The sequence below is a fragment of the Polyangium mundeleinium genome, assembly GCF_028369105.1.
In the GTDB taxonomy this organism is placed as follows: domain Bacteria; phylum Myxococcota_A; class Polyangia; order Polyangiales; family Polyangiaceae; genus Polyangium; species Polyangium mundeleinium.
Genome location: NZ_JAQNDO010000001.1, coordinates 9,873,489 through 9,894,804 on the forward strand (window position 1 = coordinate 9,873,489; position 21,316 = coordinate 9,894,804).

Annotated in this window: 15 protein-coding genes; 5 read left to right on the forward strand and 10 right to left on the reverse strand. The window is 69.7% G+C overall.

Annotation, left to right across the window (positions count from 1 at the left end):
* Positions 1-84 precede the first annotated feature (84 nt).
* Positions 85-1,218, forward strand: a complete 1,134-nt coding sequence (locus POL67_RS38880) for a transposase (protein WP_271925783.1) — start codon at positions 85-87, stop codon at positions 1,216-1,218.
* 31 nt (positions 1,219-1,249) lie between these two features.
* Here POL67_RS38880 and POL67_RS38885 read toward each other — a convergent pair whose 3' ends face one another.
* On the reverse strand, positions 1,250-1,660 hold the full coding sequence (locus POL67_RS38885; RefSeq protein WP_271925784.1) for a hypothetical protein: 411 nt from the start codon (positions 1,658-1,660) through the stop codon (positions 1,250-1,252).
* Between the two features lie 147 nt (positions 1,661-1,807).
* On the opposite strand from POL67_RS38885, the gene POL67_RS38890 reads away from it, so the two are divergent.
* The 4 genes from POL67_RS38890 to POL67_RS38905 all read left to right on the forward strand — a co-directional run bounded on the left by POL67_RS38890 (position 1,808) and on the right by POL67_RS38905 (position 9,771).
* Entirely contained in the window at positions 1,808-4,237 is a 2,430-nt protein-coding gene (locus tag POL67_RS38890) for a dynamin family protein (RefSeq protein ID WP_271925786.1), read from the forward strand.
* Positions 4,234-6,990: a helicase-related protein gene (locus POL67_RS38895; protein ID WP_271925788.1), complete on the forward strand. Its 2,757-nt coding sequence runs from the start codon at positions 4,234-4,236 to the stop codon at positions 6,988-6,990. Before POL67_RS38890 ends, POL67_RS38895 begins: the two co-directional genes overlap by 4 nt.
* Positions 6,991-7,191: 201 nt before the next feature.
* Entirely contained in the window at positions 7,192-7,620 is a 429-nt protein-coding gene (locus POL67_RS38900; RefSeq protein ID WP_271925790.1) for a DNA-binding transcriptional response regulator, read from the forward strand.
* A gap of 39 nt (positions 7,621-7,659) precedes the next feature.
* The gene (locus POL67_RS38905; RefSeq protein ID WP_271925792.1) at positions 7,660-9,771 is read left to right on the forward strand and encodes a S16 family serine protease; all 2,112 of its coding nucleotides are present in this window, start codon (positions 7,660-7,662) and stop codon (positions 9,769-9,771) included.
* A 175-nt stretch (positions 9,772-9,946) separates the two neighbouring features.
* Here the strand turns inward: POL67_RS38905 and POL67_RS38910 are convergent, their stop codons facing one another.
* The 9 genes from POL67_RS38910 to POL67_RS38950 form a co-directional block, all read right to left on the reverse strand.
* Positions 9,947-10,411, reverse strand: a complete 465-nt coding sequence (locus tag POL67_RS38910; protein WP_271925793.1) for a hypothetical protein — start codon at positions 10,409-10,411, stop codon at positions 9,947-9,949.
* Between the two features lie 140 nt (positions 10,412-10,551).
* Positions 10,552-11,085 carry an Hsp20/alpha crystallin family protein gene (locus tag POL67_RS38915; protein WP_271925794.1) on the reverse strand — a complete coding sequence of 178 codons (534 nt, stop codon included), beginning with the start codon at positions 11,083-11,085 and terminating at the stop codon, positions 10,552-10,554.
* Positions 11,086-11,493: 408 nt separating this feature from the next.
* Complete coding sequence (gene trmFO / locus POL67_RS38920; RefSeq protein WP_271925795.1) at positions 11,494-12,882, reverse strand: methylenetetrahydrofolate--tRNA-(uracil(54)-C(5))-methyltransferase (FADH(2)-oxidizing) TrmFO; 1,389 nt, start codon at positions 12,880-12,882, stop codon at positions 11,494-11,496.
* A gap of 71 nt (positions 12,883-12,953) precedes the next feature.
* Positions 12,954-15,533 carry a type I DNA topoisomerase gene (gene topA, locus POL67_RS38925; RefSeq protein WP_271925797.1) on the reverse strand — a complete coding sequence of 860 codons (2,580 nt, stop codon included), beginning with the start codon at positions 15,531-15,533 and terminating at the stop codon, positions 12,954-12,956.
* Positions 15,534-15,621: 88 nt separating this feature from the next.
* Complete coding sequence (locus tag POL67_RS53905) at positions 15,622-16,536, reverse strand: DNA-processing protein DprA (RefSeq protein ID WP_271925799.1); 915 nt, start codon at positions 16,534-16,536, stop codon at positions 15,622-15,624.
* 49 nt (positions 16,537-16,585) lie between these two features.
* Complete coding sequence (locus POL67_RS38935; RefSeq protein ID WP_271925801.1) at positions 16,586-17,239, reverse strand: hypothetical protein; 654 nt, start codon at positions 17,237-17,239, stop codon at positions 16,586-16,588.
* Positions 17,240-17,249: 10 nt separating this feature from the next.
* Positions 17,250-17,822 (reverse strand): HMA2 domain-containing protein, encoded by a 573-nt coding sequence (locus POL67_RS38940; protein ID WP_271925803.1) that lies wholly within the window; start codon positions 17,820-17,822, stop codon positions 17,250-17,252.
* Positions 17,823-17,856: 34 nt separating this feature from the next.
* Positions 17,857-18,159, reverse strand: coding sequence for a hypothetical protein (locus POL67_RS38945; RefSeq protein WP_271925806.1), 303 nt, complete (start codon positions 18,157-18,159; stop codon positions 17,857-17,859).
* On the reverse strand, positions 18,156-21,224 hold the full coding sequence (locus POL67_RS38950) for a cation-translocating P-type ATPase (protein WP_271925808.1): 3,069 nt from the start codon (positions 21,222-21,224) through the stop codon (positions 18,156-18,158). The genes POL67_RS38945 and POL67_RS38950 overlap by 4 nt, the downstream gene beginning before the upstream one ends.
* Positions 21,225-21,316 lie beyond the last annotated feature (92 nt).

Genomic DNA, 21,316 nt, shown 5'->3' on the forward strand with positions numbered 1-21,316 from the left:
TTCGTGGTACTTTCGGTTCGTCAACGGCGACGCGGCGATGGCGCAGAGGGGCGCCTGATAGACCGTCGCCGGGGCAAGGGCCCGATGGCGAACTTCCTTTCCGAAGAGAAGCGTCTCCGCGTGCTTGCGGCGCTCGTAGAGGGCAACTCCGAGCGGGCGATCGAGCGCATGACCGGCGTCCAGCAGAAGACGATCGGACGGTTCGCGCTCTCCCTTGGCGAGGGCGCGGTGAACCTGCACAACCGGCTCGCGCGGGGCCTGCATTGCCCCCTCGTGACCGTCGATGAGATTTGGAGCTACGTCGCGAAGAAGCAGGCGCGCGTCACGCCCGAAGACGGCCCTGACGTCGGGGAGGCGTACACGTTCGTTGCCCTCGATGCGTCGAGCCGCTTCGTCATCGGCTGGCACGTCGGGAAGCGCGACCAGGCATCGACCGACATCTTCATGCAGGACATCCGCGCTCGGCTGGTCGTGATGCCCGCCATGACCTCGGACGGCTTCGCGCCCTACATCAGCGCGATCGGCGCGTCCTTCGGACTGGGCGTCGATTACGCGCAGACCGTCAAGAACTACTCGAAACGCGGGCGGCGCGACGACGACCATCGTTATGAACCGCCGCGCCTGGACGGCGGCGGGTTCATCACGAAGCGGGCGATCTTCGGGGCCCCGAACCTGGATCGCGCGAGCACGGCCTACGTGGAGCGCAACAACGCCACGATGCGCCACCACATCGGCCGCATGCGTCGGCTCTGCCTCGCGTTCAGCAAGCGCCTCGACCGCCACCGGGCCGCCGTCGCGCTCAATTACGCCTGGTACAACCTCGGGACGGTCGTGAAGACCCTCCGCGTGACGCCAGCGATGCAGCTCGGCTTGACCGACCACGTGTGGACGCTCGAAGAGTTCCAGGCCGCGCTCCTCACCGCCGGCCTGTGTGAGCCTCCGGAGCGTCAGCCCCTCGCGCCGCGCGTGCCTGAAGGGCCGGCCCGGGAGCTTCCGAACGGCCGTGGCTTCCTTCGCGTCGTGGGGGGCGGGAAGGCATCGGCAGAGCGTCACCACGTCGAACCCCCTCCGGTCACGCCCGCGCCCGTTGTGGTACCTGTCGAGCCCGTCGCCGATCCGACCGGGCAGCTTGACCTGTTCGCGTGGCGCCCGAAGGCTCCCCCGATAGGACAGCTCCCCCTGTTCCCCGGGTTCGATGACCCGAAAGGAGGGGAGTAGACTGCGGTCATTTGACCGCCGACTGCGGTAATTACCGCACCACCCCTGCGCGCGCCTCCAAGTCGCCTGCGCGCGTCTCCAAGTCGCCTGCGCACGTCTCCAAGTCGCCTGCGCGCGTCTCCAAGTCGCCTGCGCACGTCTCCAAGTCGCCTGCGCGCGTCTCCAAGACGCCTGCGCGCGTCTCCAAGTCGCCTGCGCACGTCTCCAAGTCGCCTGCGCGCGTCTCCAAGTCGCCTGCGCGCGTCTCCAAGTCGCCTGCGCGCGTCTCCAAGACGCCTGCGCGCGTCTCCAAGTCGCCTGCGCGCGTCTCCAAGTCGCCTGCGCGCGTCTCCAAGACGCCTGCGCGCGTCTCCAAGTCGCCTGCGCGCGTCTCCAAGACGCCTGCGCGCGTCTCCAAGACGCGTCCGCGCGTCTCCAAGTCGCGCGCACGCGTCTCCAACATGCATCCTTTGGGCGTGATCCGCCCTCCGGAAGGGTACCTGGTATCCGACAGAACACGTGAACATGCGTCCTGTAAAACTACGGCAGGCCTTGGTAGCCTCGCCGTCAGTTCTCCTGGTCTTGTGCTCATCCCCCGAAAGGACGCTTCATGTCGGATCTCGAGCCGCACATCGATCGACTCCTCGCCTGGTACACGACGAAGGCTCGGCCCTTCCTCGAGCAGCACGCACCGCTGAGCCTCGAGTCCATCGACAAGCGCAAATCCGACGTCGAGAAGCTCTCACGCTCCGTCGACGACGAGGTTGCCGTCTGCTTCCTCGGCGACGCGGGCGTTGGCAAGAGCACGCTCCTCAACGCCATCGTGTCGCCGGACGTCAACGTCCTTCCTCACGGGGGTATCGGTCCTCTCACCGCCCAAGCGACCGCTGTACGCTACGCGGAAAACCCCTACTTCCGCGCCACCTACCTCTCGAAGTCCGCGCTGAACCGCATCCTCTTCGCCCTCGCCCGCACGCACGAGCTCGCGCAGAAGCGCGCCGAACGTGCGAGCCTCTCTGCGGAGCTCGGGCAAGAGCTCGACGAGGAAGACCGACGGGAGGCCGAGTCCGCCCTGCCCGTCCAGGAGGCCGACGCCCCCGCGGAGAACGGCAAGCTCGACGCGTACAAGAAGCAGGTCCGCCTGCTCATCCAGGGCAGGCAGGAGGGCGAGCTCGATCTGCCCTACCTCATCGAGGGCCTGTGCGCGGCTCTCGGGCAGAAGCCACGCTTCGGGCTCACGATCGCGGACGCGGACGCGACACGCATCGAGCGGATCCGGCAGTGCCTCCGGGTCGCGACGGGGGACGGCGTCCACCGCGAACGGCGCGCCGACGGCGACCGGAAGGGTTTTCTCGCCGAGCTGCGCGAACACGCCTCCGGCTTCCTCGCTCCCCTCATCAAGAGCCTCGAGGTCGGCTGGAACAGCGAGGCCCTCCGGGGCGGGCTCGTGCTCGTCGATCTGCCGGGCGTGGGGGTGGCGAACGACGAGTACCGCAAGGTGACGTCGGAGTGGGTCCGCACGCACGCGCAGGCCGTGGTCCTGGTCGTCGGCAACCGCGGTGTGACGGAGGCCAGCGCCGAGCTGCTGCGCTCGACGGGTTTTCTCGCGCGCATGCTGCACGACAGCCACGACCCGAGCGCGAAGCTCGCCTCGCTCTCCGTGGCCGTGGTGAAGGTCGACGAGATCGCCGAAAGCGACTGGCTGCAAGAGAAGTCCGTCGACCCGGAGACGGCTCGCAAATGGAACGTGCATTTCCGCGAGAACTGCGAGCGCGCGGTGCACCTCGCGCAGCAGCAGATGCGGGCGCAGCTCGACAAGCTCGTCGCCGACGGTCCGCAGGCGACCATCGACGAGCGACGTGAGGCCGTGGCCCGGATCCTCGAGACGATGCAGGTGCACGCCGTCTCGGCCCCGCAGTACCGGCTCTTCAAGAAGGACGACGACGAGGCGCCGCCCCGCATCAAGAGCGCAGAAGAGTCGCGGATGCCGGAGCTCGTGACGTCGCTGCAGAAGGTGGCCAAGGACCATCGGGGTCTCCGCAAGGAGCGCGCGAAGGCCGCCGCGGCCGACTTCCAGAAGCGCGTGTTCACGGTGATCGACCTCGTGCGGGCGCAATGGGAGGAGAACGCGCGTGCGGAGAAGGAGGCGCAGGAGCTCCGCGAGGAGCTCGAGACGTTTCTCGCGCCCAAGCAGCGCGAGCTCGACGCGCGCCAAGGCGCGTTCCGCGAGTTCCTCCGCGAGAGCATCCCGAAGGAGATCGAAGCGCGGATAGCGGAGGCGGCCTTGGCTGCGCAGGTCGACATAGGAAAGCAACTCCGCACGCTCGGGGACATGCATTGGGCCACGCTTCGGGCGACGGTGCGTAAAGGCGGCGCCCACGAGACCCGGAGCGGCAAGCACGTCGACCTGCCGAATCATCTGGCCACGCGATTCGAAGAACCCGTGGCGTCGGTATGGTCGAAACACATCCTCACGGAGCTGCGGAAGCGCACCAAGGAGCTCGGCGCGGATTACGTGGGGATGGTCGGCGAGGTGGTCGCGTGGGCACGCGGACAAGAGGCCCGCGTGAAGCCGCGTATCGTCGAGGCGCTGCACGAGAGCCTCGACGCGCAGACGAAGGAGCTCGCCACGGTCGGCAAGGACGCGGTGGACGACCTGAAGAACAAGGTGCGCAACGAGCTCCACGGGAAGCTCATCAAGAAGGTGCGCCAGAGTTGCGAGAAGTTCGTCGAGGAAAAGAAGGACGTCGGGCCCGGCGTCAAGCAGCGAATCCTGGACCATTTCCGCGACGAGCTGGCCGAGACCGTCGTGGAGGGGGCGCGGCCCGTCGCCACGAAGGTCCTCTTGAGCAACTACAAGGAGGTCCAGCAGGAGATCGGCGAGCGGCTCTCCGTGTATCGAAACCCGCTGGAGGCTGCGCGTGACGCGATCGTGCAATCGCACGAGGACGGCGTCCGCAGGAGCGACGCGCAGAAGCGCCGCCGTGTTCTCGAAGAAATCGAGGCGATCCTCGCCGAGGTCCCCCGGGGGGACGCGTGACGGGCCTGCGCGTTCTCTTCCGCAGGCAGGAGGAAGGCCAGACCTGGGCCCTGCTCAGCCGGCGCGACGAGTTCGGCTTCGAGGACCTCGACCTCCTGCGCCCGCCGGGCCGGTTCTGGGCGGACGGCGATCTTTCTCGGGCCGACCGTTTCGACCCGGTTTTGCAGATCGAGTCGCGGCGCGTTCGTGCCGTTCCCACGCCCGCGGCGCTGCTCGCCGAAAAACCGGACGATAGCTGGATGGCGATGACCCGACGCAGCCTGGCCCGGCTGCTCGCGTGGTTCCTCATCGTCGAGGATCCGCAACGAAGGCTCGAGGCGCAGGCGATCGTGACGCTCGCGCACCAGGCGAGCGTCGTGCAGCACATCCTGCAACAACCTTCGCTCCGGCGTGTGCTGCTCGCCGACGAGGTAGGCCTCGGCAAGACGGTGGAGGCAGGGCTGCTCATCAAGCAGGTCCTCGCCCAGAACCCCGGCGCTCGTGTCCTCTACCTTTCTCCCGCGCGCCTCGTGCGCAACGTGCGGAGCGAGTTTGAAAAGCTTGGCCTCTCCTCCTTCCGCCTCTGGATCGCCAGCGCGGACCGGGACGCCAAGCTCACGGACCCTCATGTCGTCGCCAGCATCCACCGCGCATGCCACAAAGGCCGCATCGACGAGGTCCTCGCTGCACCCCCCTGGGACATGATCGTGGTCGACGAGTGTCACCACCTCTCGGATTGGGCGCCCGGCGGCGGAAGTCCGGTGGCGCAATACAAGCTCGTGGAGAGGCTGGCCGAGCGGCTCAGCGAGAAGGGTCGCCTTCTGCTCATGAGTGGCACGCCTCACCAGGGGCACGGCGACCGCTTCCAGAACCTCCTGCGATTGCTGCGCGCGAAAAAGGAGCCCGAGTCGCAGCTCGCCGGGCGCGTCATTTACCGGACCAAAGAGGACGTGCGCGACTGGGACGACCAGCCGCTCTTCCCGAGCCGGCAGGTGAACCCTGTGTGCGTCGTGGATCTCGGCCGCGACCACCAGCATTGGCTCACGGAGATCCACCGGTTCTTCGAGCCCGGCCGCGCGGAGCGAGGAGACAACTCGGCGCAGCGCCGCGCGGCGGGCTGGCGCGCGGGGCAAGCGCTGCAATGGGCCACGTCGAGCGTGCAGGCGGGCCTCGGGTATCTGGTGCGTCAGGCCGTACGCGCGAACTGCAAGCCCGAGACGCTCCCCGGGCTCGAAGCGGCGCTCGCAGCCATCCGGCCCTATCGCCGGGGCTCCGCTTCCGAGCCCACGCGCGAGCTCTTCGCCCGCATCGCTGGGGAGGTGCGGCAACAGATCGAGGACGCAGACGTCGAGGACATCGAAGACCTCTCGGACGAGGCGAAATGGCGCCCGGACCTCGGGCACCTGAGCGAGCTGCTCGAGGACGGCGTGAGGCTGCTCCGCGCCACGGGCGACGCCAAATGGAATCGCTTGTACGAGAAAATCCTCGCGCCTGCGGGCGACGAGAAGGTCGTCCTTTTCGCGCAGCCGATCGAGACCGTGACCGCCGTGGCGGCCTATCTCGAGCGGCGCACCGGCGAGCGCCCCGCGCTCATCCTCGGTGGCCAGTCCGAAGAAGAGCGCGCCGCCGAGGTCGAACGATTCTGTCAGGAGAGCGGCCCGCAATACCTGGTCTCGTCGCGCGCGGGCGGCGAGGGCTTGAACCTGCAGGTCGCGCGCCGGCTGGTGCACCTCGACGTGCCCTGGAACCCGATGGAGCTCGAGCAGCGCATCGGCCGCGTTCACCGATTCCTTTCCAGGCGGACCATCCTCGTCGATACGCTGGTCGTGAAGGACAGCCGGGAGGTGGATACCTACGATTACGCCCGCCAGAAGCTGCGCATCATCGCGAAAACGATGGGCACCGAGGACCGCTTCGAGGCGCTCTTCGGGCGGGTGATGTCACTTGTGCCCCCGGAGGAGCTATCGGACATCCTCGGCCAGGGTCCGGTGGGCCCTCTCTCTCCGGACGAGCAGGCGCGCCTCACGACGCTCGTGACCGAGGGATATCACCAGTGGAAACGATTCCACGATCGTTATTCACAACAGCAAAAGCAGATTCGTGCGCTCGATCCCGGGGAGGCGACGTGGAGTGACCTCGCGACATTCTCCCGGACGTATCTCGGCGCGACGACAGCCGAGGGGTTCTCGTCGCTCCGGTTCCTCAGGCAGGACGAGGAGGTGGTCGAGGCGTCGCAAACGGCCGAGGTGTTATCGATCGAGGGGACGCTCTACGCGTGTGGTGACCACGGCGGGATGCCGGTGACGCGGGACGACGGGACCAAAGCCGAGCGGTTCGGCCTGAACGTGGCCGCGGTAGCGAAGGCGCTGCGCGCACAGGCGTTCCCGACGGCGCTCACGGGAGCGGCGCACGTGCGCTGGCCCGAAGACGAACCGAGGCCCCACGAGGGTACGTTCGGGGTGCTCGTCCTGGTTCGGCAATCGGTGCGCAGGGAGCAGGGCGCGACCGCGGAGCAAGGGGCGACGCTGCACTGCGTGGTGGTGAGCGGGGCGGGCGATGTTCGGACGGTGGAGCCGGGAGCCAAAGGCACGCTGCTGCGAGCCCTCGGACGCGGGACGGTGCGACGCGAACCTGAAGAGGCGCCGGCACTCGTCGCGGCCATGCAGAGGGCCGAGGCGGCGCTGTTCCAGGAGCTGCGGCCGCCGAACGAAGCGGATCTCGAAGCCAACATCCGGCACGCCGTGACGCCCCTCCTGGCGGCCATCGTCTCCTAAATGCAGTATGGGCGTGTTCCGCCCAATCACCGTCCTAGCCACTCGGGCTCGCCCCGACCTCCCTTGACCGTGCCCCCTGATGGCAAGGGGGCCTGGTACGTGGCGTACTCGGCCTCCGGCAAGCTCGCAGGGGGGGCCATGCGTTCTGCTTCTGGTATCCGACCGGGACTTTCCAAGAACCGCGAAGGCTCGACAAAAGACGTGCGGCGTATCCTCGTGGCCGACGACGACGCGACACGCAGGCGCCTCATCGGCGCGCTCCTCGTCGAGAAATACGCGCCCGCGGTCGCCCTCGAAGCCACCTGCGTACCCACCGCGCTCGAAGCCCTCCTCGTGCGGCACCCCGATCTCGTCGTCGCCGACCTGGGGTTGTCCGGGCATTCTCAGGGTGGCTTTCGCCTGATCCTCGACGCGGCCTCGCTCGGCGTGCCGGCCGTGGTCACGAGCGGGCCCATTTCACGCGCCCTCGAGGAGCGGCTCGCCCAGCTCGGCGTGGGGTGGGTGCCCAAGGGTTCGTCGGAACAAGCGCTCCTCTCCGCGATCGATCGCGCCCTCGAAAAGCCGCGCGGGGCCGAGCGCGGAGGCGAGCCCCGGAAGGTGCCCTCAGGGCCCAGGATGCATACGGCGTGAGCGGCGCGTCCGTGGCGAGCCGCGAGCGCTGAAAGCGGGATGTCGCGCGACAAACACCAGGCAGCCGGGCCCCCTTCGGAGACCGGCGAGCGAGGAGAGCTCGACGCCGCCCTGGCCGCCGAAGGCCTCGACGACGAGCTGTTGCGCCAGCTCGGCCATCTGCTCGAAATGGAGCTCGTGGATCCGCCGCGGCGCACACGCAACGAGCTGCGGCGGCGCGCCGAGGCGCATATCGTGGTGGCGCGCCTGTCGTTCGAGGCGCGCCTGTCGGATCGCGCCGAGGTGGAGGCGCACGCGGCGCTCGCGCTCGCGCCGGACGACGAGGCGGCCCTGGGGCTGCTCGCGGCGATTCACCACGCGCGCGGCGAGCTCGGCGCGGCCATCACGCTGCACACCGAAATGGCGGCCCGCGCCGGCGGTGAACCCTCGGCGCTGGCCACGCTCGGGCGGCTCTTCGAAGCGAGCATGCGAGAAGAATCGCCATCGGCCCGCGCGCCGCACGTCGCGCCCGAGGCGGGGCCCTTCACGGGTCTGTCCGAGCTCGAGCACGCGTTTCGTGTGGCCTTCGGGGGCAATTTGCAGGGGGCGCTGCGCATCGTGGATCGTGTGGCGGCGCGCGCGCGCACCGAGGCGCGCGGCGTGTACAAGCTCGCGATGCTGGAGCGCGCTTTTTTGCTGGAACAGGCGCAGGACGTGCGGGGCGCGATCACCACGCTGGAGCGCCTCGCCGACGAGCCGGGGCTCGCGAGCGACGTGGAGCGATTGCTCTGCCTATCGCTCCTCTACGAACGAGAGGGAACCCCCGAGCGAATCCGCCGCGCGCTAAGGGCCGTGCGATATGCCTACCTCGTCACGCGACGCCCGACGCTTCTCCGGCGTATCGCGCGGCTCGTGGGCAAGCTCGGCCATACGCGCCTCGCCGAGCTGTTCGAGGCGCGCTACCTGGAAGTCTTTCGCCGCCGCATGCACGTGCTCTCGCTCCGGGAGGCCGCGCGCGCGCTGCCGGCCGTGTACGTGCCGCCGGAGGGTTTGTCCGTTTTGCCTTTCGGGCATCGGGCCGTGCAACACCTCTTCGATCGGATCCGGAATCGCAAGCGCCCCGAGCACCGCAGGCGCGCCGCCGCGCTGGCACTCTGGACCGGCGATGCGGCACGCGCGGAGGCGATGTACGCGGAGCTCGACAAAGAAGGACAAACCACCGCGGTCGATTTGCTTTACCTCGCGGATGCGCTCGAAGCGCTCGGGGAGCACGCGCGCGCGCGTTTGGCGCGGCGGCGCGGGGTCGCGGGGCTCGATCGGCCGGATGCCGCGGCGCTCGCACGGCTGCTCGGGCACGACGATGCGAGCGCAGAAGACGCGCGGGAGGCTCTGGGGTCCCCGGAGCGGCTCGCGGAGGCGGTGTCGGTGCTGCAGGCGCGGCGCAAAGCGCATCCGGTGGATCGCGCGGCCGTGCTCTCGCTCGCGCGCGTGGCCGAGGCGCGAGACGAGCTCGACGCGAAAGCACGATACGAGTCCCACGCGCACGCCCTCACGGAAGCCGCGCGCACGCCGCGCCCCTACGTGCTCGCCGCCGCCGCATGGCGACGCGGCGGCGACGTGCGCGGCGTGATTCACGAATTATGGGCCGATAGCCGTCGCACGAAGCGGGGCCACGGTGGCCTCGACGAAAAGGACGTCCTCGGCTCGGTCGCGCCGGACCTCCGCACCCGCGCGGTCTCCATCTTCCAGGCCGTGCGCGCCTTCGTCCGATCTCGGTATCCCCACCGTGTCGATCCCGAGCTCGACGACCGCCGCTTTCTCCTCCGTTTCACGAAAGACGACGAGCCCTCGTCCGGCGACAGCGCCGGCCTGCCCATCGCCGTCGCCTTCGCGAGCGTGATGCTCGGGCTCTCGGCGCCGAGCGACGTCGCCTTCTCCGGCGCCGTCATCTGCGACGCGCACGACGTCCTGTCGCTCGCCCGCATCGGCGATGTCGACGCGAAAATCGAGGGCGCCTACGAGCGTCGCCTCTCGCGAATCGTGCTCCCCGCGCAGAATCGGGACGACGTGACGCACGCCGAGCGGGTACCGCGCAAGATCGCCGAGCACATGGTCGTCTTCGCGCGGACGCTCGACGAGGTCCTCGAAGCGATGTTTCCCGAGCTGGTTTGAGGGATTTCGCCCCGGGGCGTGCGGCGACGCAAAGGCGCGATCGCGGCGACAAAGCCAAAATGGGCCTCGGCCGCCGTCCCGCGAACGGTGACGGCGACCCAGACCCAGCTGCGCGTGGAGGCGCGCCGGGAGACCGGCCGGCGAGCGGCCCGTCTCCCGCTTCAATGGCTTCCGATCAGAAGCCGCAAGCGCGGCACATCGCCTCGTACTGTTGACGAGCGATCTCGCGCTGACGCACGATCTCGGCCGTGAAGGGGTTCCACCCCGTCCACGGCGTGGCTGTCGAGTGGCTCAGGCCGCTTCGCTGCGCGAAGAACGGGTCGATGCTCGTCGGCAGGCCGCCGAGGTGCTGCTGGCTCGTCCACGCCGGGACCGACTGCATGGCGTAGTTGTACGACGGATACACGCCGTACGGCGAGTGCCCGAGGCCGCCCGTGTAATCCACGGTCCGCGGATCGATTCCCTGCACGGGCACGCCGAAGGGGGTCGCGCCGAACTGGGTATGCGAGAGACCGGGCATGTCGCGGTTGAAGTCGCGGTTCAGGCCGATCCGCTGCGTGCGCGCCAGCACCTCGATCGTCTGGGCGAGGTAATCGTTGAGGACGCGGAGGTTGTTGATCTCGTAGGTCTTGGAATCCATGGTCATACCCCCCTGAATCAGGGCTCGTGCACTATCACCGCCTCGGGGCCCTATGCCCCGACGCGGCACTACCTTTCCAGCGCGGAGCGCCAGAAATCCTTACCGGGTGCGGGAACCGCACATGCGCCGCACCCGAAAACTCATTTCACGTCGATCGGGATCTCGGTCGCGTCGTTCCCCTGGCCGTCCGTGGGAATCACGATCGTGAGGACGCCGTCGCGCAGCGTCGCCTCGATCCCCTCGCGCCGCGCCCGCGGCGGCAGCGCGATCGTCCGGAGGATCGGCCCCTTGCGCCGCTCTTCCAGCCGCATCATTCCCGCCACGGAACGCGGAGCCCCGCGCTCGCCGCGAATCGTGAGTGCGTCGCCGGTCACCGACACGGCGATCTGCTCGCGCGCGCATCCGGGGACGTCCACCATCACGCGCACCTCGCGCTCGAGCTCGACGACGTCGACCGGAGGCGGGAGCGGTGGCTCCGCCCCCTTGCCGCGCGGGTCCGTCGAGACGCGCGCCTTCTGCTCGAGGAGCGCCTTGAACTGCCGATAATGGCTCTCGGCATGGGAGGCCGGATCCACCTCCGGCGGAAGCTCGTAACGACCCGGCTTGATGGCGCGACCGGTGAGCGATTGATACACGCTCGCGACCTCGGCAATCGCCTGCTCCACGTTCAACATCGATGTCCCCTCCAGGAAAATGCCGCGATGGCCGTCCGGGGCGATGAATGCCCGCCAAGACGCGCCGAAGTGCGCAGAAACGCGCCACCTCGCGCATTTCCTGTTCGCCGCAACCGCGACGAGAGAGGACATTACGCGGCTCGTCGCCGCCTGTCTGTCGGTCGCGACAGTGTTATCGATTCAGGAGCTTCCGGATCGCCGGACGTAGAATGCCAGAGCCCCGACGGTATTTCCCGGATGAACCCGCGACTCTTCGGAAATCCCTTGGTTTTTCGGCTAGGGGATCGATGCGCGGTTCGCCCCTGTCGAAGGGCGCGAATATGCCCAGGAAAAACGATGATATGCCCGGACGATACACGCATACGCCCACGCCAAACGCGCGTATGCCCGGACGCGACGCGCGCGTGATCAGAGGGCCGAGTTTTTCCAGGGATCGAGATCGGCGAGCGCGCGCTCGGCCATCGCCTCGTACCGCGCGCGCTTCGTGAGCCTCGACTTCGTGCCTTCGAGCGGCGGCAGGTGCGCCCACGTGATGTTCGAAGGCTGATACGAGGGCTGTTCGCGGCCGAGATGCGTGAGGATGCCGCCGAGCGCCGTCGTCTTCGGCGGCGGCGCGAGAGGTTTGCCCGCGAGCCGTTGCGCGAGGAGCACCGCGCAGACAAACCCCGCCGCCGCGCTCTCCACGTAGCCCTCGACGCCCGCGACCTGCCCCGCGAGGAAGACGCCCGGCATCCGCTGCATCTCCATCCCCGGGCCGAGCACGCGCGGCGCGTCGACGAACGTGTTGCGATGCACCGAGCCGAACCGCAGAAACTCCGCCTCTTCGAGGCCCGGGACCATCCGGAAGACACGGAGCTGCTCGGGGTACTTCATGCGGGTCTGAAAACCCACCATGTTGTACGCCGTCGCGGCCACGTCCTCGGCCCGGAGCTGGATCACGGCGTGCGGCCGCCTTCCCGTGCGCGGATCGACGAGCCCGACGGGCTTCATCGGCCCGTACGCGAGCGTGCGCTCGCCGCGCTCGGCCATGACCTCACAAGGCAAGCATCCCTCGAAGTAACGCACGTCCTCGAACTCGCGCGGCGCGACCTTCTCCGCCGCAACGAGCGCCGCGACGAACGCGCGGTACTGCTCCTCGTCGAACGGGCAGTTGACGTACGCCTCGTCGCCGCTCTCCTCGGCGTCCTCGGCCATCAGCTTGCGGCCGGGCTCCTGGGCGCGCTCGGACGTGCCCTTGCCCCAGCGCGACTGCTTCCACACCTTCGACCAGTTGATCGAGTCGGCGCTCAGGATGGGCGCGATCGCGTCGTAGTAGGCGAGGTGCTTCGTGCCGACGGCCTCGGCGATCGACGAGGCGAGCGCGTCCGCCGTCAGCGGACCCGTCGCGAGGATGACGGGACGCTCGCGAGGGATCTCGGTGACCTCGCCCGTCTCGACCGTGATGCGCGGGTGCTCGCGCATGGTCGACGTCATCTCGGCGCCGAAGCGCTCACGGTCCACGGCGAGCGCGCCGCCCGCGGGCACGGACGTTCGATCGGCGACGCGCATGAGGAGCGAACCGGCCCGGCGGAGCTCCTCCTTGAGCAAGCCGACGGCGTTCGCGAGCGCGGCGCCGCGCAGTGAGTTCGAGCAGACGAGCTCGGCGAAAAAATCGCTCGTCTGCGCGGGCGTGCGGCGCGCGGGCTTCATTTCGAGCAAGCGCACGTGGTGGCCGCGTTCGGCGAGCTGGAAGGCGGCTTCACAGCCGGCAAGTCCGGCGCCGACGATGGTGACGTCGTGGGAGCGAGCTTCGGTCATGGTGTCGGGGGCGGAGGCGCACCTGGACGAGCAGGCGCGCCTTTGGGGAGGGAGGATCGAGGGGGGGGTGATTAGGCCGAGGCTCGGCCGTTGCTCTTCGACTTCGACGGCGTCTTGGTGGCGCCCTTCTTCTCGGCCGTCTTTGCCGCGGCCTTGGGCTTCGCCTCGGCTTTCGGCGCGGGCTTCGGCTCGACCTTGGCCTTCGGCGCGGGCTTCGGCTCGGGCGCCGCGCCGGCTTCCGCCGACCCGCCTTCGCCCTCGTCACCGGCGGCGCCGTCCGGCGCGGCGCCGGCGAGGCCCGCCTCGTCCTCCTCGGGCACCTCTTGCTTGAAGCCGCAGTCCTTCGTCGCGCAGACGAGCATCGGCTTCTTGCCGGCCGTGCGCGTCAGGAACTTGGCGCCGCAGGTGGGGCACGGGGTGGCGATGGGCTTCGCCCAGAGCTTGAAGTCGCACTTCTGCTCGGCGTTGAAGTTCGAGCAGCCGTAGAACGTGCGCCCGCCCTTCTTGCGCGGCCGGACCTCGATGAGGTCGCCGCCGCACTGCGGACAGGCGACGCCGAGGGGCACGGGGCGCGCGTTCTTGCAGCCCGGATACCCCGTGCAGGAGAGGAAATCACCGAACCGTCCGGTGCGGATCACCATGGGCTTGCTGCACTTGTCGCAGGTGATGTCCGTCTCGCGCACGGCCTGCGCGGTGTTCGACAGGTCGCGCGTGGCCTTGCACTTGGGGTAACGGCTGCAGCTCAAGAAGTAGCCGTTCTTGCCCCACTTCTTGATCATCTCCCCTTCGCCGCACTCCTCGCAGGGGATGCCCGTCTTCTCCGACGGCGGCTTCCACGAGGCGAGCTTCTTCGCCGGCTCGAGCTGCTGGCGGAAGCGCTTGTAGAAGCGCTTGAGGAGCTGCTCGCGCTTGATCTTGCCGGCGCCGACCTCGTCGAGCTCCTCCTCCATCTGCGCGGTGAAGTTCGGATCCATGAAGTCGAGGTTCGAGCGCACGAGGCCCTCGACCACGAACTTGCCGAGCTGCGTCGGCTGGAACGCGCCGCCGGGCAGCTTCTCCACGTACGCGCGCTGCTGCACCTTGCTGATGATCTCGGCGTACGTCGACGGCCGACCGATGCCGCGCTTCTCGAGCTCACGCACGAGCGAGCCTTCGTTGTAACGCGGCGGCGGCTGCGTGAACTTCTGCTCCGTCAGCACGCCGGGCGGCGTGACCATGCGGATCACGTCCCCCTCGTTCATCTCGGGCAGGAGCGCGTCGCTGTCCTCCTCGACCGGCGCGGCCTTCGCCGCTGCCGTGGGCTCCGGGGCCTCGCCGCCGTCCGCCGCGGCCTCTTCCTCGCCCGCGAAATCACGCTGCCCCTCGGTGACCTCGAGCCAGCCCTTGTCCTTGAGCACGCGCCCCGTCGAGCGGAGCATGTACGAGGCGCGCGACGCATCGCCGCGCGTCGGCTGGGCCTGGATCTCGACCGTCGTGCGGTCGTAGACGGCGGGCGTCATCTGCGAGGCGACGAAGCGGTTCCAGATGAGCTTGTACAGCTTGTACTGCTCGTCCTTGAGGTGCTTCTTGACGGAATCCGGGTGGATGTTGACGTCCGTCGGCCGGATCGCTTCGTGCGCGTCCTGCGCGTTCTTCTTGGACTTGTAGACGTTCGGTTTGTCGGGGACGAACGACTTGCCGTACCGCTTCTCGATCGCCTGGCGCACCTCGGTGATGGCGTCGTCGCTGACGCGCGTCGAGTCGGTACGGATGTAGGTGATGAGGCCGACCGGGCCGCCGTCCTGCTTGAGGTCGACGCCCTCGTAGAGCCCCTGCGCGACCTGCATCGTGCGCTTCGTGCCGAAGTGCAGGCTGTTCGTCGCGTCCTGCTGGAGCTTCGAGGTCGTGTACGGCGCGGGCGGGTTGCGCTTCTGCTCGCGGCGCGTGACCTTCGCAACCTTGCAGTTCGCGCTCTCCAGATCGGCGCGCACGAGGGCCGCCGTCTCGCCGTTCGTCACCTCGATCTTCTCGCCCTCGGCCGCGGCGAGCTTCGCCACGAAGGGCGCGCCGCTCGGCGCCGAGAGGCCGACCGAGACGTTCCAGTACTCCTCGGGGACGAACGCGTCGACCTCGCGCTCACGGTCGACGATCAGGCGCAGCGCGACCGACTGCACGCGGCCGGCCGAAAGGCCGAACGCGAGCTTCGACCAGACGAGCGCCGAGACGTCGTAGCCCACGATGCGATCGAGCACGCGGCGAGCGCGCTGGGCGTCGTAGAGGTTGATGTCGAGCGGCCGCGGGTGCTGGACGCCGTGGTCGACGCCCTTCTTCGTGATCTCGTGGAACTCCACGCGCTCGACCCGGAGCTTGTCGTCCTGGATCTCCTCGAGGATGTGCCAAGCGATCGCCTCGCCCTCGCGATCAGGGTCGGTCGCCAGGAGCACCGCGTCCACCTTCTTGGCGGCGTCCTTCAGCTCCTGGAGGACTTTCTCCTTCCCGACGATGACCTCGTACTTCTCGGTGAAGTCGTTCGCGACGTCGACGGCGTTCTGGTTCTTGGGCAAATCCTTCAAATGCCCCTTGGAGGCGACGACGTCGTACCCCGAGCCGAGGTACTTCTTGATCGTCTTCGCCTTGGCCGGCGACTCCACGATGACGAGCGTCTTGGCCATCACCACCTTCTGATCGAGCAAAATTGCGTGAGGACGAGGGGAAAACCCAGGGGGCCCGCTCGGCTCAACAACGAGCAGGTGGGCCCATCTAGCGCTTACCCCGCCGGTAGGAGCCGGCGGGGCCCTCTACTACTACGGCCTGTAGTGTCAACGTCAAGAGCGCCCCAGCGACCGCAGGAAGAGGTGCTCCGACCGTATCGCAGATCACGTCAAGGTGCGTAGGGGTGTCCCTCAAAGCACCAAAAACGGCCTTTTCGAGAGGGTCGAAGCTCCCCTCGAAGGGGAGGGGGAGGTCCCGAGCGGAGGGCCTCGGCTCCGTCTCCGCGCGTCGTTTGCGAGGAGAAGGGCCGTGACCCACGACGCCGAGGACGTCCGCCATGCAAGTGACGGCGCGGGCCCCCATGGCTAGCTCCTCGGCGCAGCCCGCGCCAGCCTCGGACCACGGAGGATGCGGAACGACGCCGAGCGGACGACCGAGCTTGCGCGCCGCCGCAGCCGCCGAACGAGCGCCGCTCTTGAGGCCCGCCTCGACGACGACGGTCGCGAGCGTGAGCGCCACAAGGACGTGGTTTCGCGCGAGGAAATGCTGAGGGCGCGGGGGGCTCGTATCGGGCAAGCGCGAGAGCAACGCGCCGCCCGCGGCGAGGACACGATCGAAGAGAGGCACGTGTTCGAGCGGATACGGGCAGTCGAGCCCGGCGCCCGTGACGACGACGGTGCGCCCGCTGGCCTCGAGCGCAGCTTCGTGTGCAGCCGCATCGATGCCGAACGCGCCGCCGGACCAGATGGCGAAACCGGCGGAGACGAGGTCGCGAACGAGCACGCGTGTGAAAGCGCGCGCCTCGGCGCTGGCTGCGCGACGGCCGACGACGGCGACGCCGGGCAAGGAGGGAAGGACGCCGCGCAGGTACAAGGTCGGCGGGGCGCGCTCGGGGGTGGCGAGGGCGCGGAGGACGGCGGGATAGGTGAGCGCGTCGGGCGCGAGGACGATCGAGGGAGACACACGCGTCCATCGACAGCGCGCGGCGCGAGTTGCGTGAAATCGTCTCGTCTCAACGCTCGCGGGTGACCGGTCGGAACTGCTGCACGAGCACCATGCCGGAGCCCTTGCGCACGGTGACCGAGAGGTTGCCGATGAAGGGCTCGAAGAAGGAGAAGCAGTCGTCCTTGCCGCCGATGACGGCGGTCGGCCCCGTGCGCGCGTCCTGTGCAACGATACGCATGGGCGCGGGCTCGCCCGTGGTGAGGAAGACGTCGACCTCGACGACGCCGAGGCCGCCCTGCGCGACGACGGTGACGCACGCGCCGACCGGATACGAGACGGGCACCCACGCGCGTTGTCCCTCGGCGAGCGTCGCGCCGAACCGCGCTCCTTCCGCGGACATGCCCGCCGTCTCGCCGCGCACCGACCCCTCGAAGGCGAGCCCGAGGACACGCGAGGGACGAACGTCGGGGAGGAGCGGGAGCGCAGGCGCGGCGTAGTGTTCGAGGAAGAGGCGCGCGGCCTCGGGATCGGGCACGGGCGCGGGCTCCGCGTCCGCGGCGGAGGCAGGCGCGGATGCGGATGCGGATGCGGCCACGGTCGCGGAGGAGCGACCGCGGCGCGGGGGGAGCGGGTCGATGACGAGAGGCTGGGAATCGGCGCGGGAGCCGCACGCGGGGAGGAGAAGGGCGAGGCATGCGAGCGCAGGGGACGCGAAGCGCATGCCCTAGCCGCTAGTCCAGCCCTCCGTCGGCGGCCACCGCCTTCCCCTCCTGCTCCACCGCTCCGGCGTTGAACGTCATGAACGACCGGATCGACCACCAGACCAGGTTGAACCAGGCCGGCGCGGGCAGCTTCCGCGTCACGCCGATCTCGACCAGGCCGAGCGAGAAGAACAGCACCGGCATCAGCGTCCCGAGATCCGCGCGGTGATCGAGCGCGCTCCGCACGTCGCTGTTGATCTCCGCGAACGCGTGCGCCACGGCCTTCGCCACGCGCGTCGGGCCCGGCAGCGCGTCGTGGCCGAGGTCGGTCAGCTTGCGGCCCTGCTCGTCGCGCTCCTCGGCCACGAGCCGCTCCAGCATCAAGCGCACCGCCTCGGCGTCGAGCGTCCCGTCCTCGCGCTCCACGATCACCGAGCCCGTCCACGGCCGCACCTCCACGCGCTCGCAGCTCGGATCCATCATCGCGAGCTTCTCCGCGACCCGCAGGCACGCGTCGCGCTGGCCCACGATCGCACGGGATCGCAGCCGCACGCGGCGCGGAAGGTGATGCACGAGCTCACTCCACTGCTCGCTGGGTATCACGTCTCTCCTCCCCTTCCCTCTCGCTCGATGACGCTCAGTGCGCCGCGGATCCGGCCTGCGTAGCCGCCGCGCTCGGCACGTGTTTTCCGTTGCCCGTCGTCGCGCCTGCGCGACGGCGGCGCGGCACCTCGCGCAGGTGACGCGCGCGCTCCTCCACCTCGGCCCACAGATCCTCCGCGTGCTCGCGTTGCCGCTCCACGACGGCGCGGCCGAGCCGCGCGAGGTGCAGGCCGAGCGCCCCGATCTCCACGACCGCGGGCTTGAGCCGGCGCGCGGTCCCCATCACGACGACCGCGCTGCCGAAACCGAGAATGAACGATGGCGTATGAAATTTCATCGACGAGCCTCCTCCTCGAACATCACGGGCGACGACGCCCAGTCCACCGGCGCGTGCCGATCGTCCCCTCGGATCAGGGTCGATCCCGCCGGCATGCCGCGTCGATCCACCACGATCGGAGCCTCCGGCTCGAACAGCGATTTCCCTTCCCGCGCGAGCGTCGGGAGCAGGCCGAGCAGCACCGCGATCGAGAGATCGATCGGGCCGAGCGGCGTCGTGCTGAGCACGCGGCGTAGGCCGGGCAAGCCGAGGGCCGCCGCCTGCAGGCCGAGGCTCACCACGAGCGCGCGGCGGAGCTCCGGGTTCGACTGCGCTCCGCTCGATCGACACGAGCGCGCGTGAAGGAGCTGCGCCACGACGAGCGACGCGAACGACATCGTACGCGCCCGCGGCAAGCTCGCGCCGGGCCCGAGCGCTCCGATGCCGTACGCGGCGAGCGAGATCGCCGCCATCTTCGAGGCCTCGCGCGCGAGCTTCTTTCCCCGCGCCGGCCCGAAGAGCGGCGCCTGCGGGTCCCGCGGGGGCCTGCGCATCACGTCCGCGTCCGCGGGCTCGATCGCCAGCGCGAGCGCGGGCGCGACGTCCGTCAGCATGTTGATCCAGAGGAGCTGCAGCGGCCCGAGCGGCTCGGCGCCGACGACCGAGCCGGCGAGCATGACCATCACCTCGCTCGCGTTCGTCGCGACGAGGTACTCGATCGCGCGCCGCACGTTGTCGTAGAGCCTCCGGCCCTCGCTCACCGCATCCGCGAGGCTGCCGAGCTCGTCGTGCGCGAGCACCACGTCCGCGACCGCGCGCGCGATGTCCGTCCCGCGCTCGCCCATCGCCACGCCGACGTCCGCGGCCTTGAGCGCAGGCCCGTCGTTCACGCCGTCGCCCGTCATCGCCACGATCGCGCCGCCGTCCTGCAGCTCGCGCACGACGTCGAGCTTCGCCTCGGGCGTCACCCGGCTGTAGACGTCGGCCGCGCCGATCCCGAGCTCGGCGCCGATCGCCTGCGCGGTCCGCGCTTGATCGCCCGTCAGCATCATCGTCCGCACGCCCGCGCCTGCGAGCACCGCGAGCGCCTCGCGCACCCCGCGCCGCGGCGGATCCCGCATCCCCACGAGGCCTGCGAGCACGAGCGGTGCTTCGCGTGTCCGCATCGGATCCCCGTCCTTCCGCCACGCGAGCGCAAGCACGCGCAGGCCCCGCGACGCCATCGCTTCGTTCATCGCGAGCAGGCGCGCGCGCTCGGACGGCTCCACGCTGGCGCGCTCGACCACCGGCTCCGGCGCGCCCTTCACGAGCTCGATCTGACCGAGGTCCGGATGCTCGTGCACCGTGACCATGAACGGCCGCTCCGCGCTGCGACGCTCCTCGCGCACCCGCTTCGCCGCGCCTCTCCGCCGCCGCACCGGGTAGCCGATCGCCATCGCGAACTCGACGAGCGCCCGCTCCGTGCCGCTGCCGCTCGTGATCGCGTCGCGCTCGTCGAGCTCCACGTCCGCGTTCAGCGCCGCGATGCGCCCGATCTCCCGCAGCGACGAGACCGGCACGCGCCGGCCGTCTTCGCCGACGAGCCCGAGCGATGGAGGCGCACCGTTCTCGCTCGACGGCGCGCCGTACTCGACCCGCACGAGCCCCTCGCCCGGCAGGAACACCTCCGCCACGCGCATGCGGTTCTCGGTCAACGTCCCCGTCTTGTCCGCGCACACCACGCTCACCGCGCCGAGCGTCTCGGCCGCCGCGAGCCTGCGGATCACGATGCCCTTGCGGTTCAGCCGCTGGCTCGCGAGCGCGAGCGCCGTCGTCCCGACCGCGGGAAACCCCTCGGGGATCGCCGCCACGCCGAGCGCCACGGCCGAGCGCGCGAGCGCCGCGAGCGGCTGACCTCGCAAGAGGCCGAGCGCCGTCACCGCGATCGAACTCCCGAACGCGAGTGTCGCCACCCTGCGCCCGAGCTGATCGAGCTGCTGCTCGAGGGGAGCTGCGCGATCGGCCGTATGCGACAGCGCGCGCTGGATCGCGCCGAGCTCCGTCGCGCTGCCCGTCGCCACGACGATCGCGCGCGCGCTGCCCGTCGCCACGACCGTGCCCGCGTAGAGCATGTCGTCGCGATCCGCGACCGGCGCGTCCTCGGCCACCACGGCCGTCCCCTTCTCCGCGGGCTCGCTCTCGCCCGTCAGCGTGCTCTCGTCGACCGTCAGATCCGTGGCCTCCACGATCCGCGCGTCCGCCGCGATCGCATCCCCGGCGCGCACGCAGAGCACGTCGCCCGGGACGACCTCGCTCGCCGCGACCGTCGTCTCCACGCCGTCGCGCAGCACGCGCGCCCACTCCACGCGGAACTTGCTCCACGCGTCGAGCAGCTCCTCCGCGCGCGACTCCGTGAAATATCCGACGACCACGTTCGAGCCCACGACGAGCAGGATCGCGCCTGCTTCCAGCAGATCACCGAGCAGCACCGACAGGCCCGCGGCGCCTGCGAGCAGCGCCGTCGGCACCGTGAAGATCTGGCCCGTGAGGATCTCCAGCGGCGTGCGCGGCGCGATGCCGGCGAGCACGTTCGGTCCGACCTCGCGCAAGATCCGGTGCGCCTCGGTCGCCGTGAGGCCGCTTTGCAGATCCACCGAGAACGCCTGCGTGAGCTCGACGATCGAGCGCGCGTGCCACGGCGTCGCCGGCGTCGTGTCGTCCTCGTCGTCGGCGCTGCCGTTCGCTCCGTACGCACGAAACACGTCACGCACCGAGGCGGCCGCGCTCTCGGCGATCCGCGACAACGAGGGCGGCGGCGGCCCCTGCGAGTCCTCGTGTTCGGCCAGGATCGAGAGCACGTCCGCGCGTGTCGTCGGCGCGTTTGGCGCGAGCACGCAGAGCACTGTGCCCGCATGCTCGTTGGCTCGCGCTTCGCTCACGCCCGGAAGCTCGCCCAGGGCGCGCTCGATCCGCCTCGCGCGCACGGGCTCTCCGAAGAGCCCGGCCACCTCGACCCTGAGGCGCTGCGCGCTGTGCACCACGCGCCCGGAGGGCTTGCCAGCATGTCCCAATGGCGCGCGCCCTCGGGCGAGGGCGCGCCACTTCATGATCGCCGAACGCACTCGGGGGCGCGCACGCAAAGAGCGATCCACCGCGCGATCGGGCGGCCGCGACGGCGCGGCAGGCGGGCTCTTCGGAT

Bases quoted from the DNA above. Each gene is read 5' to 3' on its own strand.
- POL67_RS38910 (WP_271925793.1), bottom strand. From the start codon at position 10,411: ATGGATTCCAAGACCTACGAGATCAACAACCTCCGCGTCCTCAACGAT.
- POL67_RS38885 (WP_271925784.1), bottom strand. From the start codon at position 1,660: ATGTTGGAGACGCGTGCGCGCGACTTGGAGACGCGCGGACGCGTCTTG.
- topA (WP_271925797.1), bottom strand. From the start codon at position 15,533: ATGGCCAAGACGCTCGTCATCGTGGAGTCGCCGGCCAAGGCGAAGACG.
- POL67_RS38945 (WP_271925806.1), bottom strand. From the start codon at position 18,159: ATGAAATTTCATACGCCATCGTTCATTCTCGGTTTCGGCAGCGCGGTC.
- POL67_RS38905 (WP_271925792.1), top strand. From the start codon at position 7,660: ATGTCGCGCGACAAACACCAGGCAGCCGGGCCCCCTTCGGAGACCGGC.
- POL67_RS38880 (WP_271925783.1), top strand. From the start codon at position 85: ATGGCGAACTTCCTTTCCGAAGAGAAGCGTCTCCGCGTGCTTGCGGCG.
- POL67_RS38915 (WP_271925794.1), bottom strand. From the start codon at position 11,085: ATGTTGAACGTGGAGCAGGCGATTGCCGAGGTCGCGAGCGTGTATCAA.
- trmFO (WP_271925795.1), bottom strand. From the start codon at position 12,882: ATGACCGAAGCTCGCTCCCACGACGTCACCATCGTCGGCGCCGGACTT.
- POL67_RS38935 (WP_271925801.1), bottom strand. From the start codon at position 17,239: ATGCGCTTCGCGTCCCCTGCGCTCGCATGCCTCGCCCTTCTCCTCCCC.
- POL67_RS38950 (WP_271925808.1), bottom strand. From the start codon at position 21,224: ATGAAGTGGCGCGCCCTCGCCCGAGGGCGCGCGCCATTGGGACATGCT.
- POL67_RS38890 (WP_271925786.1), top strand. From the start codon at position 1,808: ATGTCGGATCTCGAGCCGCACATCGATCGACTCCTCGCCTGGTACACG.